The sequence below is a fragment of the Polystyrenella longa genome (assembly GCF_007750395.1).
Taxonomy (GTDB): domain Bacteria; phylum Planctomycetota; class Planctomycetia; order Planctomycetales; family Planctomycetaceae; genus Polystyrenella; species Polystyrenella longa.
In genome coordinates, this window is sequence record NZ_CP036281.1 from 1,694,616 (window position 1) to 1,712,541 (window position 17,926).

16 protein-coding genes are annotated in these 17,926 nt (G+C 50.2%); 10 read left to right on the forward strand and 6 right to left on the reverse strand.

Annotation, left to right across the window (positions count from 1 at the left end; all coding sequences use genetic code 11):
• The first annotated feature begins 192 nt into the window (after positions 1–192).
• The 3 genes from Pla110_RS06350 (at position 193) to Pla110_RS06360 (ending at position 3,331) form a co-directional block, all read left to right on the forward strand.
• Entirely contained in the window at positions 193–1,023 is an 831-nt protein-coding gene (locus Pla110_RS06350) for a sugar phosphate isomerase/epimerase family protein (RefSeq protein WP_144994342.1), read from the forward strand.
• A 218-nt stretch (positions 1,024–1,241) separates the two neighbouring features.
• Entirely contained in the window at positions 1,242–2,198 is a 957-nt protein-coding gene (locus Pla110_RS06355; protein WP_144994344.1) for a DUF6263 family protein, read from the forward strand.
• A gap of 164 nt (positions 2,199–2,362) precedes the next feature.
• Positions 2,363–3,331, forward strand: a complete 969-nt coding sequence (locus Pla110_RS06360; RefSeq protein ID WP_144994346.1) for a hypothetical protein — start codon at positions 2,363–2,365, stop codon at positions 3,329–3,331.
• A 7-nt stretch (positions 3,332–3,338) separates the two neighbouring features.
• Here the strand turns inward: Pla110_RS06360 and Pla110_RS06365 are convergent, their stop codons facing one another.
• The 3 genes from Pla110_RS06365 to Pla110_RS06375 all read right to left on the reverse strand — a co-directional run bounded on the left by Pla110_RS06365 (position 3,339) and on the right by Pla110_RS06375 (position 6,614).
• A complete protein-coding gene (locus Pla110_RS06365; RefSeq protein ID WP_144994358.1) occupies positions 3,339–4,694 on the reverse strand; it encodes a DUF1501 domain-containing protein in 1,356 nt (451 codons plus the stop codon).
• Positions 4,695–5,112: 418 nt separating this feature from the next.
• Positions 5,113–5,724: a class I SAM-dependent methyltransferase gene (locus tag Pla110_RS06370; RefSeq protein WP_144994359.1), complete on the reverse strand. Its 612-nt coding sequence runs from the start codon at positions 5,722–5,724 to the stop codon at positions 5,113–5,115.
• 98 nt (positions 5,725–5,822) lie between these two features.
• A complete protein-coding gene (locus Pla110_RS06375) occupies positions 5,823–6,614 on the reverse strand; it encodes a putative hydro-lyase (RefSeq protein ID WP_144994361.1) in 792 nt (263 codons plus the stop codon).
• Positions 6,615–7,161: 547 nt separating this feature from the next.
• Between Pla110_RS06375 and Pla110_RS06380 the strand changes: the two genes are divergently transcribed.
• Positions 7,162–8,085: a MerR family transcriptional regulator gene (locus tag Pla110_RS06380; protein WP_144994363.1), complete on the forward strand. Its 924-nt coding sequence runs from the start codon at positions 7,162–7,164 to the stop codon at positions 8,083–8,085.
• A gap of 115 nt (positions 8,086–8,200) precedes the next feature.
• Entirely contained in the window at positions 8,201–9,130 is a 930-nt protein-coding gene (locus Pla110_RS06385; protein ID WP_144994365.1) for a helix-turn-helix domain-containing protein, read from the forward strand.
• Between the two features lie 59 nt (positions 9,131–9,189).
• On the opposite strand, the gene uvsE is transcribed toward Pla110_RS06385, so the two are convergent.
• On the reverse strand, positions 9,190–10,341 hold the full coding sequence (uvsE, locus tag Pla110_RS06390) for a UV DNA damage repair endonuclease UvsE (RefSeq protein ID WP_144994368.1): 1,152 nt from the start codon (positions 10,339–10,341) through the stop codon (positions 9,190–9,192).
• Positions 10,342–10,393: 52 nt separating this feature from the next.
• Positions 10,394–10,810: a TspO/MBR family protein gene (locus tag Pla110_RS06395; protein WP_315851445.1), complete on the reverse strand. Its 417-nt coding sequence runs from the start codon at positions 10,808–10,810 to the stop codon at positions 10,394–10,396.
• Positions 10,811–10,989: 179 nt separating this feature from the next.
• Here Pla110_RS06395 and Pla110_RS06400 point away from each other — a divergent pair, with 179 nt between their 5' ends.
• From Pla110_RS06400 to Pla110_RS06420, 5 genes are all read left to right on the forward strand, one after another.
• Positions 10,990–12,306: an NAD(P)/FAD-dependent oxidoreductase gene (locus tag Pla110_RS06400; protein ID WP_144994372.1), complete on the forward strand. Its 1,317-nt coding sequence runs from the start codon at positions 10,990–10,992 to the stop codon at positions 12,304–12,306.
• Positions 12,303–13,064, forward strand: a complete 762-nt coding sequence (locus Pla110_RS06405) for a DUF1365 domain-containing protein (RefSeq protein WP_144994374.1) — start codon at positions 12,303–12,305, stop codon at positions 13,062–13,064. The genes Pla110_RS06400 and Pla110_RS06405 overlap by 4 nt, the downstream gene beginning before the upstream one ends.
• Before the next feature lie 110 nt (positions 13,065–13,174).
• Positions 13,175–14,500 carry an SAM-dependent methyltransferase gene (locus Pla110_RS06410; protein ID WP_197440541.1) on the forward strand — a complete coding sequence of 442 codons (1,326 nt, stop codon included), beginning with the start codon at positions 13,175–13,177 and terminating at the stop codon, positions 14,498–14,500.
• 18 nt (positions 14,501–14,518) lie between these two features.
• Complete coding sequence (locus Pla110_RS06415) at positions 14,519–15,565, forward strand: SAM-dependent methyltransferase (RefSeq protein WP_144994376.1); 1,047 nt, start codon at positions 14,519–14,521, stop codon at positions 15,563–15,565.
• Between the two features lie 15 nt (positions 15,566–15,580).
• Complete coding sequence (locus Pla110_RS06420; RefSeq protein WP_144994378.1) at positions 15,581–16,375, forward strand: DUF1295 domain-containing protein; 795 nt, start codon at positions 15,581–15,583, stop codon at positions 16,373–16,375.
• A gap of 20 nt (positions 16,376–16,395) precedes the next feature.
• On the opposite strand, the gene Pla110_RS06425 is transcribed toward Pla110_RS06420, so the two are convergent.
• Complete coding sequence (locus Pla110_RS06425) at positions 16,396–17,847, reverse strand: DUF1501 domain-containing protein (protein WP_144994380.1); 1,452 nt, start codon at positions 17,845–17,847, stop codon at positions 16,396–16,398.
• Between the last annotated feature and the right edge of the window lie 79 nt (positions 17,848–17,926).

Consider the following 17,926-nt stretch of genomic DNA (forward strand, 5'->3'; position numbering starts at 1 on the left):
GAGGGGACCGTATCAGGAACACAGATAGTCATTCTATTTTGACAAGCGGGCGCAGACAAATAAAGAACTGGAGCAGGGGATGGGAAGAACTCCCGAAATCAATTTGTTACACTGTCTCTTTGACTGCGATCCGCAGCGGCAGCTGTTTGTCCCTCAGTTCCTTCGTCTCTATTCGAAGATGTTTAAAATCCGATGAAACTTTCTCTCTCTGTTCGGGTAGCGGAAGCGGCCTGTAAAACTAAGTTAAATATCCCGTTTGAAGAACTGGTCCATCTGGCGCGAGAGATGGGTTACCATGCCATCTGCATGCGTGCCAGTGCGGGAGGTCTATTGACCCCCCGGGATGAACTGGAAAAGATGCGACGCATCGTCGAGGACGAAGACCTGATAGTCTCGATGGTCACTGCCGATTCGGATGTCCCGTTGAATAATGAACAGGGTCCGAACAGCCTGCAGAATATCGGACCCAGCCTTGATGTCGCTGAGGCACTCGGTTGCGATCTGATTCGCGTCTGCCTTAAAACCGAAGAAGATATCGACCACTCACGCCGCGCCGCCGATCTGGCTGGAGAGCGAGGAATCAGGTTAGCGCATCAATGTCATATCGAAACGCTCTTTGAGCAGGTCGATCGCAGTATCGAAGTGCTGGAGCAGATAGGCCGGAAAAACTTCGGACTCATCTACGAGCCTGCCAATCTCCTGATGTGCGACGAACCTTACGGTGCCGAGGTGCTGGAGAAATTCAAACCCTGGTTGATGAACGTCTATGTCCAGAACCATCGTCTCGACCCGGAAGGCCCTGATGTACTGGGAACCTGGTGTCAGGGACCGGTCCGGTTTCATCATATTCCCATTTGGGACGCAGGGGGCGTGGAGTTTAATCAGGTCATCGAGGGCCTGCAGCACATCAACTACGACGGTTATTTCACGGTGCATCAGGCGTATGCTTGGCTGATGGGGCCTCGGGAAGCGGCTGCGGAAAGCATCCGATATTTGCGTTCCTTCGGTTGTTTTGATCGTTAACGGGGAAAATATTCTGTTCACTAATCGAATCATCCCGTATTGTGGGGTTAAATGTGAATTTCTCCCTTCCCCACTAGGGAACTCCCCATTTCCGTTCGATGACTCGTGCCTGATTGACGACTTGTGGCAGAGCTTGCCGGAACGGACCCACCTCAGCGATTAACAAACCCAGAGCTCTCGACATGTTTGTTGAAGACTCAAAAAAGAGGACTACTATCATGCGCATTCGCTATATCCGCACTCTGCTTGTGGCTTTAATCTGTGTGGCTGTCTTGCCCGCGACTGCTGCGGAACCGATGCAATTGAAGTATCAGTTTTCCAAAGACAAACCCCTGAATTACCGCATCACTACTGCCATGGAGCAGACGCAGAAAGTGGGTGAGCAGTCCAGCTCCATGAAAATGGTAAACATGACGGACACGATCTTTTCGCTGGACGAAAAATCGGAAGAGGGGGACTTCAGTCTCTCCAGTGTCACCAACCGCCTGCGCGTAACGATGGATAATCCGCTAGCAGATGCGTACGAGTATGATTCAGCATCAGAAGAAAACCCCACCGAAGGTTTGCTGGCGGCGCAGATGACACCGATCTTCAACGAACTCAAAGGAGCACAGTTGAAGCTTCGATTGAGCTCACTGGGAGAAATTCTGGAAGTCAAAGGTTACGCCGAGTTGATGAAAGCGATCATCAAAAAAGTGCCCGCGGCCGCAGGCATGGCGGGGTCGTTTTCAGATGAAGCCGCGAAAAAACAATACGAAGAAGTCTTCCCGACCTGGCTTGATAAACCGGTTGCCGAGGGGGACCAATGGGAATCTGAATTCGTCATGGACCTGGGGCCGCAGGGCAAAGCGAATGGTAAGAAAACTTATGCATATCGCGGGCCTTCGGAAGTTAATGGGCGTGCAACGGTGCTCATTAACGTGAAGCATGAAATCGAAATCAATATCGACGTCAATCAGGGACTCAGTACTGTCGAAGGGCTAATGAAAACCCAGGACAGTGAAGGTGAAATTCACTTCGATCCGGCGACCGGCGAAATCGTTAAAGTGGATACTCAATACCTTATCGTGGGGAGTATTAAAGTGACTGCCCAGGGCCAGGTCCGGGTCGTGGAATCAAGCCAGGATCACCACATCTCGGTCGAACTGATTTCCGAGACCGAGAAAAAGGAATAATCAATAAACGGTTTCATAACCAGAGTTTAAATTCGATCTCATACCAACAGCAGTTTCCCGGCGCATGCCTGATCGGGAAACTGCTGTTTTCGTTTGTGACGAGGTGCTGGTATATTACTCACTCAGGATTGTTTCCGGTTTAAGCCCCATTTGAAGGATCGACGATGAGACCGTTTTGCATTTTGATGACTGTAGGCGTTCTGTTAGGCGTGACCATGACGACAGTCATCTCGGCCGAGAAGATCGAGCTACGGTACAAGTTCACAGAAGACCAGCCCTTACTCTACCACCATGCGGTGGAGAGCCATCAAACGGTGACTAATCGTTTTAATAGTACACCTCAGGAACTTGACTTGAAGATATCAAATGTCGTGCGGGTGCTGCCCGTCGAAGAGAAAGAGGATTTCGGGTTTCAGGTGAGGCTTGAATCGATCCGGGATCCGTTGGAGGAAGTGCTGGAACGATTGAAAGCAGGGAAGCCGATTGAAGCAGGCGAATTCACAGAAGAGCTGGAACAGTTTCTGATCAGTCCGCTGGGTAAGGTCCGAATAGATGAAAAGGTTGATGTGGCTGATCAGAATGAAAAACCTGAACCAGAACGGTCTTCGAGTAATGGATCTTTACTGGGTGTTCTGCAAATGATCTACGTCCAGTTGCCAGAGAAGCCTGTAACGAAAGGAGAATCCTGGACGATTCAGGATCGCAGTCACGACGTTACAAAAAAGATGCACTCCGTACCCGATCAGCCTGCGAGGGTATCATCAGCGGAAAGCAATAGGGTATCGAAATTGCTTTGCACATCACTGGGACCAATGGAATGCCAAGGACGCACCGTTATTAAAGTGGAGTTCTCCCGACAGTCCAGTGGAACCGTCATATCGAGTCAGTCATATTATGGGAACATGTCTATCCCAATCGCAATAAGTAATTATGACGTCAACGAGTCCTTGGGATATTTCCTTTTTGATCCCGAAGCGGGGAAAATCATCGCACTCGAACTCTCTGAAGAAACACAGGTCAATATCATGACTTTTGACCGAATCTTTGATCTGGTCATGTATGAAGAATCATCAAGTGATCCTTCCGAAGTAATCAAAGCGAAAAGCAAAACGACATTGGAATTGCTTCCCTGATCTTATCCTAAACCAGTTCTTCTACCGGCTCCCGCTCATCCACGAGGAACTGGGGGCGACCGGTGGGGTCGTTCAGGGTCGTGGTCATCGTGTCGATGCCGAGGTTGTGGTAGAGCGTGGAGATCACGTTCTGGAAGTGGATCGGGCGTTCAACCGGGTATTCGCCCAGTCGGTTGGTTTTACCAATAGCCTGACCCGTTTTCATACCACCACCAGCGAGCAGGGCGGAGTTCACGCGAGGCCAGTGATCGCGACCGGCCTTATCGTTGATGCGAGGAGTCCGACCGAATTCACCCCAGACAACGACAGTCACATCGTCCAGCATCCCTTTTTCTTCAAGGTCTTGCACCAATGCCGAGACCGCCTGGTCCAGACGGGGGCCGTGATGGCGTACCAGGCCGAAGTTGTCGCCGTGGCTGTCCCAACGTCCATAAGAAAGACTGACCGAGCGAGCACCTGCTTGCACCAATCGGCGAGCCAGCAATAGGTGATCGTTACAGGTGGGGGCACCATCATATTGGTACTTATAGGGTTTTCCGTCTCCGTAGCGGGCGACGACTTCGGGATCTTCTTTACTGAGGTCCAGTGCTTCCGCCAGTTTACTGGAGGTAAGCACTCCGAAGGCCGCTTCCGTGAAGGAATCGACCCCATCCAGCATGCCGGTGGAATCGACTTCGCGTTTCAAATTGTCGAGGCCTGTCAGCAGTTCTTTACGATTTTGCAGTCGCTCTAACGTAACGCCGTTTAATGTCAGGTTTTCACTACCACCGTTGTTTGGTTTGAATGCCTGATGTGCCGCACCCAGAAATCCGGGGGCACCCGGTTCGGACCAGGGGGTGTGACTTGTTTTGGCGGATAGCGAGATATGCGGCGGCATCGCTTTATGAACAGGGCCTTTCATTTTGGAAATCGCCGAACCCATACTGGGGAAACCACCAATAGCGGTTCCATGCTGTCGTGGCCATCCGGAAAGGCATTGATAGGCATCGTGTCCGCCACTGTTGCCGACGATCGAACGGATGATGGCGAACTTGTCCATCATGCTGGCGATTTTGGGGAAGCATTCCCCAATCTGAATACCGGGAACCGAGGTGCTGATCGGGCTGAATTCACCACGAACCTCTTTCGGTGCTTCTGTTTTGATTTCCCACATATCCTGGTGTGGGGCTCCCCCTGCCAGGAAAATGTTGATGATCGCCTTATGCGAATTGGGACGTGGATTGCCAGAGAGTGCTTCGGCCTGCAGAATCTGCGGCAATGAAAGCGCAGCCATGCTTCCAAAGGTGAAGCCACCTACTTGCAGAAATGAGCGACGGGAAATCCCATCACACATACGGTTAGAACGTCCTAAAAAAGTGAGCATTGAATTGCTCCCCGGAGGTAGGAATGAAATCGGTAGGAAAGCGAGGCAGGCAGGGTTTGGAAGGAAGCTCCTTCCTGGGTGAGTCGAATGCTTAACAGTCGATAATTCAGAATGGAACTCAATCTAAACTCTGATCGAGTTGTCGAGTACTTAAGAGTATCGACTGCTCATGGCTGACTTATCGAACACATTTAAGCGTTCACTTATATATGCAGAGTACCTGAGACACCTTGAAACGTCAAGATAAACCCGGTCACTGGGTGAAAATGAATACGTAAGCTAACTGGTTCGGATTATAGGGGTTAACACGACAGTTAGACGCTTGAAATAGCGGAAAAAGCCTACTTTTCAAGAGCGAAATAAGGCCAAAATGTAAAGGGAACCCTGTTTCACTCTCGCGAACCGACCCCGGCGAAATTTAATCGGCTCGTTCACCTTTACGTTTCAGCAGTGCCGACCAGCCGAGCGGGCCTTGGCGCTCTCCTTCATCCTCGAAGTGGAATTCACGTAATTGAACGAACTCGAACAGATCGCCCAGTTCCGCTTTCAGTTCTTCCTCGCTCACTTTGGGGATATGTTCGTCATCCGATTCGTGGCTGTTCCCACTCAAGGTCAGCCAAAGTGAACCGGGCCGGGTGCATTTCTTTAGCGTGTTCAGAAAACCGGATAGTTTCTCTTTTCGGACACAGTGATAGCATCCACGATCAAACACAAAATCGAATGGACTAACAACCATCTGGAGATCCGTAATGTCACTCAACACGAAGCGAATATCGACATTCGCTTCGTTGGCTTTCATTGCGGCGGTATCGATTGCCCGTTCCGAAATATCGACCGCCGTCACGGCAAATCCCTGTTCTGCGAGATAGATCGCATTCGTGCCCGTACCGCAGCCGAGTTCGAGTGCGCGGCCCGGTTCAATCGAGTGGTCTTTCAAGACCCGTATTAATTCTTTGGAGACTAAGCGGGAATCCCACGGGGTATCGTTGTTTTGATACCGTTCGTTCCAGCGAATCGCAAACTCAGACATGGAAATGGCCTTTTTGTAGAGATCGTTTATCCCTGATAGTAATGTTGGAATTGCATCATAACTGAATGTCAGTCTCGGGTACTGCCACTGGAGATGACTTACACCATTTCGTAGTCTTCGTCACGATGATCAGTAAGGAACATGCATCCGGGAGCGTGGGTAATGACGAACGGAAGTTTTGCTTCGGCGATCACCGCTTGCGGCGTGACCCCACAGGCCCAGAAGACGGGTGATTCATTTTCTTCGATGGTAACGGCTTCGCCATAATCTGGTTTTGCCAAGTTCCGAATGCCGATTCGTTCTGGTTCTCCATGATGAACCGGGCCACCGTGCATCTCTGGAAAACGGGAGGTGATTTCTGTCGCTTTGGAAATCTCTCCCAGAGTAAGAGGCCGCATGGAAACAACCATATGCCCTTGGAACGGACCGACCGAATCGCATTCGATGTTGGTACGGTACATGGCCACGTTTTTTTTCTCTTCGACATGGCGAAGCGGGACACCTTCCCGTTTGAGCGCATTTTCAAAAGTGAAGGAACAACCAATCAGAAAGGCAACCAAGTCGTCTCGCCAGTATTCTTCCAGACTGGTCGGTTCTGCGGTCAACTTTCCCTGTTCCCAGATACGGTAGCGGGGCAGGTCGTAACGTAAATCGGAACCTACCGCCAATGTGGACGGGGAATAACTTCCTGGTTCAGTGACATGCAGTAAGGGGCAGGCTTTGGAGTTCTTGTGACAGAACTGTTCAAAGTCGTCGGCGTATTCCTGAGGCAGCATCACCAGATTCGCTTGCACATACCCGGGGGCCATACCTGCAGTGTGACTGTCGAGTTCACCTCGTCGACAAGCCTCGCGAACTTCCTGGCCTGTTTTAAAGAGTGTGCTTTTCATCGTGAATCTGCTCCGATCTGATGCGTGTGCACCTCTTAATTGAAATGAGATTAACTGAAATGTGATGAGGTGAAGTCTGACATTGGGATAGTCAACAGCAGACCTCTTCTTCTTGATGACAGCTTCTGGTCCTATCTGATACCATTATCACCAATGACCTGCCAAAAAACCAATAAGAATCTGCCCAATCTGTTCCCGGTTTCGATAGAGGTCACGATTGAAGAGAATCAGTATTGAAATCGCAACTCTGATTGCCGTACGAAAGATCATGAGCGACGTCAAAACTAGGGCTGTCGACGACCAATAACCTTGTTTCTATGCCAGGAGTTCGAGGAAAAATACCGACTGCACTGGTCCTCTTCGCAAATTCTCCTATAAAGACTCGTCGAACACCGGGTGTGACCCCTACCTGGACACTCTGACTTGGACGATTCGTCTCGGTTCCCGCAAATCAGGGGAGACTAATGCATTTCCACAGCTTGTCATTTCACTCTGAATTTCTTTACTCTGATTTTTTCACAAAATCTATTCTGAACCTATTCCTGACATGAATCTTTACTTCTCAACTAAAGAAGTTGCCACTGCTTTAGGAGTGAGCCAATCCTCCATAAAGCGATGGTGTGATGCGGGTGATCTGGAAATGGTTCAGACTTCAGGCGGACACCGGCGTGTTTCGATGACGTCGCTAATCCAATTTCTGCGCCAAAGCCAACGTCTACTGGTAGAACCAAAACGGCTAGGCTTGCCTGTCGTGGAACCCTCGATGGATATTAACTATGAGCGAGAACGGGAGCAATTCAAACAAGCGTTAATCCAATCCGATGAAGACGCCGCTCGGGCAGTTGTTCTGAGGCTCTATCTGCGGATGGAACGGATCAGCGTCATTGGAGACGAACTTATCGCCCCAGTTTTCACAGAGATCGGAAACCTGTGGGATTGCGGCGACATCCAGATTTACGAAGAACGCCGCTGCTGCGAAATCTGTTCGCGTATCCTGCGCGAGATCCGATCCTATCAACCCATTTTAGATGAGAATGTTCCGCGAGCCATCGGTGCGACTCCTCCTGGAGATGTCTATTCTCTTCCCGTCGGTCTTGTTGAACTAGTCCTGAGAGAGCAGGGGTGGCAGGCTCTTTCTTACGGGTGCGAGATTCCACTACGCTCTATGGAAAGAGTAATCAACGAACAAAAACCCCGATTGGCGTGGTTGAGTGTTTCATTCATTCAAAATCGAGAGACTTTCCTGAACGAGTATGCATCGCTGGCTGCAACGGCTCTGAATGCGGGGACAATCATTGTCGTTGGTGGGCAGGGACTCTCGCCCGAAATGCGTAGGAAAATGGACTATTATATGTATGGTGATACTCTCCGACATTTTGAACTGTTCGCGTCACTTTGCTATCAATCCACCAAAGCAACCTCAGAAGCATCACGACAGGAAATGGAAGCCGTGATTCAATCCTTTCTTTGATCTCGCTATTTTTAACGGCGAAAGGAAAGATGATTGATCGATACGGTATTGTCTTACAACTGCCAACCGAGATTCTTAAGGTCCACTGGAGACGATTTAGAAACCTGGAAACGATATGTCCAAAACGAACGGAACATCTAAAGACTCAGAGGAACCCAAAAGTGCTGGACAGCTTAGTCAGTTGACACCCAAACAGGTGGCCCGTGCAATGGGGGTCAGTGAATCGTCAGTGAAACGCTGGTGCGACGCGGGAGAGATTGTAAGCACGCTTACCGCAGGTGGTCACCGGCGACTGTCGCACGAAAGTGTTCAGCAATTCCTCAGAAACAACAATCATCTCGACGTCGATCCGGATATCTTTTCGTTAAACTTCAGCTTCGGGAAAAGTGATCGGGCGTTGCATCGTGGTAAAGAGAATTTCGCCGAGGCGCTTCTGGATGGATCAGAAGCTCGGTTAAGACAAATCGTAACCGATTATCTGCAAGCAGGGCACAAGCCGGCACTTATCTTTGATCAAATTCTGTTCGCTGCCCGAGCGGAAGTACGCAAGATGATTGAAGATAAACAGGTCGATCCGTATGTGGATCGTCTCGGGACGGAAATCTGTTTACGTTTGATGTTCGAAATCCGCAGTAATTTTTTGCCTCCAGATTCAAATTCCCCTAGTGCTTTGACTGTCGGTCTGGATGGTTCGCCCGATTCCCTGCGGGTCGAAGCGGCGGAAGTCCTGTTGTATCACGAAGGGTGGAACGCACGTGCCATCGGTTGCCTGATACCCTTTGCACAATTGAAACTGTTGCTCCAACAACATGAACCAGGATTGGTCTATATTGATGTCGAACAGATTCGTGATTCGTCTTCGTTCTTCCACGAACTAAGTCAGGTGCAACAAGTGGCCCAACAGGTTGGAACAGCTCTGTTTATAGGGGGGACTGCCAACTTTGATGGGGAGCAAGTGAAACAGCTATCGCTCAGCCTGGTCGACTGTTATGACGAATTAGTTACGCAGACCCGCATGGAGCTGAACCGTCTGAAATCGGTGTGATTCTGCACTCGATCGTTTACCAGTCTGCGGAGTAGACAGGAAGTCACTTTGGCTTCTTGCTAATCCAGCTTGCCCGTTTTGATCAAGGCTTCCTTCTTCTGGCGTGAGTAGCTTTTGATCGTCAGTTCTCTCTGAAGGGCGAGCCCTTTCGTCTTCTGCGGCTCCCGATAAACCATCGCGACAGGCAAGCGGCTACGCGTATAACGAGATGCCTTGCCACTTTGGTGTTGCGCCAACCGCCGCGACGAGTCGTTTGTGATCCCGGTGTACAGGCTGTCGTCGGCACAGCGGAGCAGATAAACGTACCACTGTTCCTTCAACTGTTTCTGAAGACGAAGCACCGCGAGTTCCTTCGCTTTTGCTTCGACTTCAACGGTGATTTCCAATGGTCGCCAGCAGTCCGGGAAATCGAGTAGATCGATAAAGTCATGATGCCGTCGCGGATTTTTACCCTCCCAACCTTCAATCGGGCTGGAGAGATGAAACAGCGGTTCCCGGTTCCAGGTTTTGATAGCTGCCGTCGTTGCCTCTTCAACTGAAAAATCATCCTGGTTACAGCGGTGATGATGAGCATCGTAGACGAGTGGTATCCCCTCCTGGCGGCACAGAGGGAGTAGATCTTCCGGTGTGTAGGTCACATCATCGTTCTCGACCGTCAAACGGCTGCGAACGCGTGCGGAGAGTCTGTCCAGGTTTTTGGCGAAGGAGTCGAGTGCCTTTGTTTTGTCTCCATAGGCTCCGCCACCATGAATGTTAACCACATCTGCCCCAATCCATTCGGCGACTTCAGACTGGTATTCCAACTCCAGTATGGATCGTTCGACAACCTCTTCTCGAGGCGAATTCATGACGACGAACTGATCCGGATGAAAGCAAACGCGCAGGCTCTGTTCTCTAGCGTACTCGCCGCAGGCTTGAAACAGATCGAGGAGCTCCTCTCCGCCTGGCAGATCTTCCAACTCATAGCCGACATCAACATGGGTTTTGACAGGAAGAATCTGACTGTTCACCCGAAAGCAACCAATACCGTACTTCACGCAATATTGGAATGCATCTTGGAGTGCGACGGCGTTCGTTCGACATAAATCGGCAAGTTTCTGATATCGCTCTTTTTTAGTGAGCTTCTTGCAGTAGGTGACGGTGGTATTACGGAACTTAATCGGTTCGTCGCGGAAGATGCAGCATAGTCCCAACCGGATCGAATCAGTCATAACAGGTCGTCAGTTCCGTTGGTCGTTGTCGTGTAGTAGTGATCGTGCAGCATTACCAGTTCATCAAGGTAATGGAGAGTTGGAGATAAGTAGCAATCGAGACCCAGATGAAATATGGGATCTGCACTATGGCGATCCAGCGGTAATGCTTCCAGATCACGATCATGATCCACAGAATCGTAGTCCAAACGATCAAAATATCACAGGCGGCCAGTTTGAGATTCTGTAATCCAAACATGATTGGTGTGAAAGCGACGTTCGCGATCAAGTTAATCACAAAAGGAATGGTCGTTTTCCAGGCAAGACTTTTTCGGAATACCTGCACAAACACAAATCCAAAACTGACCAAAATGATCGGATACAAAATCTGCCAGATCAAGCTGATTGTCGATCCACTGGGGGTCCATTCCGGTTTCGCTAAGTTTTCATACCAGTCCATAATTACCTGCTTTAATGCTGACGAAGCGATTGATTAATTGCACAAAGGTGTGGTCTGCCCCGTATTAAAGGAACGTCGTCATTACTTTCCAACCTCCCGGTTCAAATTTCTAATTTTTGATAAAAAGAAGTGGTTGATGGAGTTCGGATGTCTACAACTAAACAGAGTGACTACCGACGTTTACAACCATTTAACCCGGGACAGAACAAATGAAGATTGCCATTATCGGTTCCGGAATATCGGGTTTAGTCGCTGCCTATCAATTGCACTCGGAACATGACGTTACCGTCTATGAAGCGAATAGCTACATCGGGGGGCACACCAACACCCGAACCGTCCAGCACCAGGGACACGATTTCCATATCGATACGGGATTCATCGTCTTTAACGACCGAACTTATCCCAATTTCATCAAACTCCTGGATGAACTCGGCGTCCATTCCCAACCTACCTCGATGAGCTTCAGCGTGCGCAATCAGAAGAATGGGCTGGAATATAACGGAACCTCGTTGAATGGTTTCTTCGCTCAACGAAGAAATCTATTTCGCCCTCAGTTCTACCGCTTTCTCCGAGAGATCGTCCGTTTCAACAGGGAAGGTACGGAACTAGCCATCACGGATGAGGAAAGCGATCTAACCGTCGCCCAATTTCTGAAAGAGGGAGGCTACTCTCGCTTCTTCGCCGAACATTACCTGCTTCCCATGGGAGCCGCGATTTGGTCTTGCCCCCCGGAAACATTCGCCAATTTCCCGATGCAATTCATCGCTCAGTTTTATCATCATCATGGCTTGCTCTCTTTGAAAGACCGACCGACGTGGCGTGTTATCGAAGGAGGCTCTCAAGAATACGTCAAACGTCTGACGGCCCCCTTTCAAGATCGCATTGAACTGAACACTCCCGTGCAGAAAGTAGAGCGGCAAGCTGATTGTGTCCGGCTTCACTTTGCCAACGGGCAACCGCAAGAATTCGATGAAGTCATCTTCGCCTGCCATAGTGATCAGGCCCTTGGGTTATTGCCCGACGCTGACATGGTCGAACGCGAATTACTTCATCAGTTTCCCTATAGCCGTAACACCGCCATCTTACACACGGATATCTCCGTGCTTCCACGATCACGACGAGCATGGGCGAACTGGAACTATCATGTGCGGGAAGATCAGACCAGACAGGCGACGGTGACCTACAACATGAATATGCTTCAGCACCTGGATACAACAAAGCTTCCGGATGAAGCAGTCTTCTGTGTGACTCTGAATGAATCGGAACTGATCGATCCTGATAAGGTCTTATACCGTGCCGCCTACAGTCATCCGATCTACACCACCGGAAGGTTAGCCGCTCAGCGTCGCCATTATGAAGTCATCCGTCGCAACAGAACATCCTTCTGCGGAGCCTACTGGGGCAATGGTTTTCACGAAGATGGAGTAAAGAGTGCGATGGCTGTTGTGGAACAATTTCAAGATCCAGATCCCAAATCAGATCGCGGTTCCATTCCCGCAGCACTTTCGTACGGGAGCCGGATATGAAAAACAGCTCCCTCTACGAAGGAGAGGTTTACCATCATCGCCTTCATCCAGTACGGCATCAGTTTCGATACCGGCTCTATCTTCTCTACCTCGATCTGAGCGAACTCGATCAGGTGTTTGCGAACCGCTGGTTCTGGTCGGCTCGACGCGCTGCTCCGTTTCGATTTGATCGGAACGACTACCTGGAACCTCACAATCTTCCCCTTAATAAAGCGGTCAAACAACATGTCGCCGCAGAAACGGGAATTGAACTGACAGGTCCGATCCGATTGTTAACCCAAGTCCGTCATTTTGGTTTCGCCATGAATCCAGTGAGCTTTTATTACTGCTTCGACGAGGCTGATGAACAACTCGAAGTTGTCCTGGCTGAAGTAACCAACACCCCCTGGGGCGAAAAGCATGTTTACGTTCTTCTACGTGATCCTGATAGCCCCTCCAGTTGGACTCGCCCTCAACTCAAGCAGTTTCACGTCTCTCCCTTCATGGGCATGGAACAGCAATACCAATGGTGTATCCAGCTGCCGACAAATGAATTGAAACTGAGTATTGAAAACTACGAAGAGGGGACACACCTCTTCTCGGCAGGCATGAAGTTGCAGCGTCTCCCGATCACAGGTTGGAATTTATCAAAGATGCTTCTGCGATATCCCTTCCTGTCGGGCAAAGTCATTGCCGGGATTTACTGGCAGGCCCTGCGACTGTGGTGGAAAATGGTCCCGTTTCATCCCCACCCTCAGCGAACTCATCAGCCAGATTGAAAAGTGCCATGAATGCCGATTAATGAAGGCGTTTATTTAAAACTAAGATTCAGCAGGATTCGTGAAAGGGCATCAAGGATCACTTCCGGAAAGAGTAGAAAGTCAGACTTATGTCGCAAATGGTCAGTAACAGCCAATGGGGAAATGAAGAGTCACTGGCGATACCGCAGTGCAATTCAGGTCAATTCATTTCCACCGATACAAATTCCCAAAGCGAGGCTGCATTGGCCACTTTGCCACGCCTCTACAGGCAAGTCTTGTTTCGAATATTTAAAAAATTACACACGGGCCACCTCACGATTGTTGAACCCTCCGGAACGACTCAATTCGGAAAAATCGGATCAGGGTTGGAAGCGACAATCCATATTCAGCATCCCTCCTTTTACGGACGTGTCATCAGAGAAGGGGGGCTTGGTGCGGCGGAGTCTTATTTGCAGGGGGAGTGGACGACGAATGATCTGACGAGCTTGCTCCGACTAATGGTGCAGAATCAAACGACTTTAAAGGGAATCAGTCGAGGCCGCTCCTGGGTGGCGCGGGGGATCGCCCGTCTGGGGCATCTTCTTCGTGACAATAGTCAGGCCGGTTCCAAACGCAACATTCATGAGCACTATGACCTGGGCAACGATTTCTTCAAGCTGTTTCTAGATGAGACGATGATGTACTCCTCCGCCTACTTCGAAAACGAAAACACTCCCTTGCGAGAAGCTTCTGAAGCGAAGCTGGAGATGATCTGCCGTAAACTCCAATTGAGCCCTGCAGACCATGTTCTGGAAATCGGAACTGGCTGGGGAGGTTTTGCCGAGTACGCCGCACGCAAGTGCGGTTGCCGGATCACTACAACAACCATCTCTCAAGAACAGTATCAATTTGCAAAGGAGAGGATTGAACGAGCGGGCATGTCGGAGCAGGTGGAATTGTTATTGGAAGACTACCGGGATCTGCAGGGAACCTACGACAAACTGGTCAGCATTGAAATGATCGAAGCCGTAGGGCACCGGCATCTTGATGGTTACTTCAAAGCCTGTAGCCAGCTTCTGAAAGCGGACGGAACGATGTTGATCCAGGCGATCACTATCCCCGATCAGCGGTATGAGCAGTACCAGCATTCCGTTGACTTTATTCAGAAATACATCTTTCCGGGTGGAGCACTCCCCTCGGTGGAAGCGATGCTGCAGTCGACTTCCCGGACGGATTTACGTTTGCTTGATCTGCAGGATTTCGCCTCGCATTACTCACAGACTTTGCGGATCTGGCGGGATCGCTTCTTTGCTAATACGACAGAGATCGAATCGCAGGGATTTTCAGAGAGATTTCAGCGGATGTGGGAGTACTACTTCTGCTATTGCGAAGCCGCATTCGAAGAGCGGGCGACGGGGGTGTCGCAACTCGTTTTCGCTAAACCAGAGGCACGTCTTGAAGTAAGTGGAAGCTGATTCCTAAGGAGCATTCTGATGTTTTTACATATTCTTGATTCGGCGGTCGACTGGACAGAAAAGGGATATTTTCCCGATTCCATGATTCGCTACGGCGTGCGTCGTCTACTGCACCAACGGTTGGAACAGGAATCTAAAGGCGATTGTGCTGAGAGGCAGGAACGTTTTCAAGAGTTTCTAAACGAGACCCGACGGGCACCGATTGCGGTCATGCCAGAAAAAGCGAACGAACAACATTACGAAGTTCCTGCCCGGTTCTTTCAGCAGGCTTTAGGGAAACGGCTGAAATACAGTTGCTGCTACTGGCCCGCAGGAATCGAATCGCTTAATAAAGCAGAAGAGGCCGCATTACGTGTCACCTGCCAACGGGCCGAAATCCATAATGGGATGAGTATTCTGGAGCTTGGCTGTGGTTGGGGGTCGTTAACTCTCTGGATGGCCGAGAACTATCCCGATTGCAAGATTACAGCGGTTTCAAATTCGGCTTCGCAAAAAGACTACATCGAACAACAAACGCGAGAGCGAAGTCTCGATAACGTCGAGATTGTTACGGCTGATATGAATGAGTTTGATACACAGGAAAAATACGATCGGGTCGTCTCGATTGAAATGTTCGAACACATGCGTAACCATCAATTATTGATGCAGAAAGTCGCACGCTGGCTGAAACCGGGAGGTCAGTTGTTTGTGCATATCTTCTGTCATCGCGAGTTCGCCTATTTGTTTGAAACAGAAGGTCCCCATAACTGGATGGGCCGCTACTTTTTCAGTGGAGGTATGATGCCGAATGATCGCCTGATGGCCTGCCATCAGCGTGATCTGAAACTAGTCCGGCAATGGCGATGGAATGGGCAGCATTACGCCCGCACTTGTGAAGCCTGGTTACAAAGACAGGATTCAGTACGGGCGGAAGTTCTGGAAACGCTGGCAGACACCTACGGACCAGACGAGGCTGAGAAATGGTTTGTGCGTTGGAGATTATTCTTCATCGCCTGTGCCGAGCTATTTGCGTATAATGGCGGAAATGAATGGTGGGTATCCCATTATCTATTTCAAAAGCCTTAAATCTGAAAACGAGATATGTACTTAAAAGTATTTCTGTTTAACGCAATTGCGATCGCCGTTTTAATGCTACTGACCTGGTTAGTAAGCCTGAAGAAAAAAGATGTCAGCATCGTCGATATCGTCTGGGGACTTGGTTTTGTCTTGGTGGGGTGGGTCTCCTGGTTCATGCAACCTGATAAAACTCTTTTGCAAACAGGCATGATCGCCTGCCTGACTATCTGGGGGGCGAGGCTTAGTGGGTATCTTGCCTGGCGCAAGTCAGGAGAAGGCGAAGATCGTCGTTACGGTGCGATGCGAACAAAGCACGGTGATTCATTTCCGCTCGTCAGCCTCTTGACCGTATTCATTTTGCAGGGGATTGTGATGTGGGTTGTTTCATTACCATTGCAGTTCGGACTTTCATCATCAGGCCGGGTGGTTGAAGAGGGAGTTCGCAATTCGATTTTCTTTACCGCGATTCTCTTCTGGCTGACCGGTTTCCTGTTTGAGTCCATCGGTGACTACCAATTGGCCCGCTTTAAGAGCGACCCGGATAACGAAGGCAAAGTGTTCGATCAGGGCCTCTGGAGCTTCACCCGGCACCCGAATTACTTTGGTGACTTTCTCGTCTGGTGGGGGTTCGGCGTGATGGGACTTGCCCTCTCAGCAGAACTGTGGAGTTTGATTGGACCCGCAGTGATGAGCATCTTCCTGCTGAAGATCTCTGGAGTATCTTTGCTTGAACGCGATCTCCGAGAACGCAAACCGGCCTATGCGAAATACGTCGAACAAACCAACGCGTTCTTCCCCAGCCCCCCGAAAACGGATTGATTGGACTGGTCGCTGTTCGATCAGGCGATCAGATCCTCAACCACTTTTCCGTGGACGTCAGTCAGTCTGAAATCGCGACCTGAATAGCGGTAGGTCAGTTTTTCATGATCGAAACCGAGAAGCTTAAGGACGGTTGCGTGCAGGTCGTGTACGTGGACTTTATTTTCGACCGCCTGGAAACCAAAGTCATCGGTCGCTCCGTAAGCCTGCCCCCCTTTGATACCACCACCCGCCAGTAGCATTGTGAATCCGTAGTGGTTGTGGTCTCGGCCGTTAATCTTACCTGCGTTGGCACCTGCCTGCGGAAGTTCAACGGTCGGCGTCCGGCCGAATTCTCCGCCGATCATCACCAACGTGTCTTTCAGCAATCCACGTTGTTTCAAGTCTTTCAATAAGGCCCCAATCGCCTGGTCGCATTCGCCCGCGAGTCGGCGGTGATTCTTTTCGATGTCGTCGTGGCTATCCCACGGTTGTCCCGCACCGTGCCAGAGTTGCACGTAACGTACGCCCCGTTCCACCAGACGACGGGCAATCAGAATCTGTCGAGCTTGTACGCCGTCACCATACATCTCGCGAATATGTTTGGGTTCGTTTTCAATATCAAACGCGTCGGTTGCCTGCATCTGCATGCGGTAGGCGAGTTCATAAGAATGAATGCGGGCCTCGAGTCGGTCGTCTCCCTCACGTCCTTCCGTCATGTGCATCTTATTCAACTGCTGAAGCAGATCGATTTGCTTCCGCTGCTCCTCCGTAGACTGAGTATGGTTGCGGATGTTCTCGATCAGCTTTTCAATTTCCGTATGCTTGGGATCGATATGCGTCCCTTGAAATACGCCAGGCAGAAAAGCAGATCGCCAGTTAATGCTCTCACCGATCGGGTATCCCCCCGGACACATCACAATGAAACCGGGAAGATTCTGATTCTCGGTACCGAGGCCATATGTGACCCAGGAACCGACCGAAGGACGCACCAGGTTCTGATCTCCGCAGTTCATTAGTAGTAACGAGGGTTCATGGTTAGGGACATTGGCATGCATGGACCGCACCACAGCGACGTCGTCAATACTCTCTGCGGTATGTTTGAAAAGTTCACTGACTTCGATTCCACTTTCCCCATACTTCTGGAACTGGAACGGAGAACCCAAAGCGGCGCCTGTTTTTCGCTCTGTTCGCAAATTCTGAGCAGGCAGTTCCTTGCCGTGATACTTGGTCAACATCGGTTTCGGGTCGAAGGTGTCGACGTGCGAGCAACCACCATTCAGAAAAATGTGAATGACATGTTTCGCTTTCGCGGCGAACTGTGGTTGTTTGCTCATCATGGGGGAAGTTGGCAGATCCGGTTCGGCAGTCGCCGCCTGCGCGGGATCCACCATCAAACCAGCGAGACCGAGCGTACCCAGTCCCATACCCGAGCGGGCCAACCATTCCCGGCGGTTCAACGATGATTCAGCAGAGTTCGGATGATGATTCATAATATTCACTGACTGTCCTGTTTATGGATGGTCAAAAGTGGTCTGTGCATTGAATGTGAATTGAATGTGAATTCAAAAC